The organism is Ralstonia sp. TCR112 (assembly GCF_007997035.1).
In the GTDB taxonomy this organism is placed as follows: Bacteria; Pseudomonadota; Gammaproteobacteria; order Burkholderiales; family Burkholderiaceae; genus Ralstonia; species Ralstonia edaphi.
In genome coordinates this window covers 1-725 of sequence record NZ_VOSS01000186.1, presented here as the reverse complement: position 1 = coordinate 725, position 725 = coordinate 1, and the positions used below count along the sequence as shown (strand labels likewise).

Below are 725 nucleotides of genomic sequence, written 5' to 3'. Positions count from 1 at the left end.
CGTCATCGGAGTAGCCGGCCATCTTCTTCATCCAGTTCAGGTCGGCGCCCGCGCAGAAGGCGGGCCCATTGCCGGACAGGACGATGGCGCGCACGCTGGGCTCATCGGCCAGCGCGCGGAACGCACCGGTCAGCTCGGCGATGACAGTCTCGTTGAAGGCGTTGCGCACGTCAGGCCGATTCAGCGTGAGCGTGGCGACGGTGCCGTTCTGTGCGAAGGCGAGGGTCTCGAAAGCGTTCATTCGGGGTCCTTGTTGGTGTCGGACTTGGGGTCGTCGGCGCCGGAAGCTTCAGCGGTGGGGGCGACCGGGCCTGCGGGCAAGCCGAGTTCGCGCAGGAAGGCGTCGACCTGCGGCAACCAGATGGAAAGCCCTGCGTGGCTTGCGAACATGCCGTGAGAGTCGCTCCGGAAGGTGCCGAAATCCACCAGCCGGCCTTTGCCGCCTGCACCCGTGTAAGCCGCGAACATCTTCTCTGGCATTGGCTTGGGCCAGTAGCTGTCGTTGTCGCCGTAGAACCAGAGCGACGGATAGCGTGACTGGCGGCCGTACGTTTCAAAGGCGCGCACGAGATTGCCTTCCCAATCGACGCAGGTGTCGTTGCGCAGGCCCCCGGCAAAGTTCACCAGCCCACGCACGCCGGGGTAGGCGATGGTGCCGAAGGCGAGCGTGGTCAAACCGCCGTGCGACTGGCCCATGATCACGATGCGGTTGCGGTCCACGTACG

The 725-nt window shown here is 65.5% G+C and carries 2 protein-coding genes; both read right to left on the bottom strand.

What is annotated here, in order from left to right; genetic code table 11:
• Positions 1–241: enoyl-CoA hydratase-related protein (locus tag FUT88_RS25155; protein WP_186829384.1), on the bottom strand; the 241-nt coding region annotated here is incomplete at its 3' end.
• Positions 238–725, bottom strand: a 488-nt coding sequence (locus tag FUT88_RS25150) for a dienelactone hydrolase family protein (RefSeq protein ID WP_410003899.1), incomplete at its 5' end; no start/stop codon positions are given. The genes FUT88_RS25150 and FUT88_RS25155, both read right to left, overlap by 4 nt.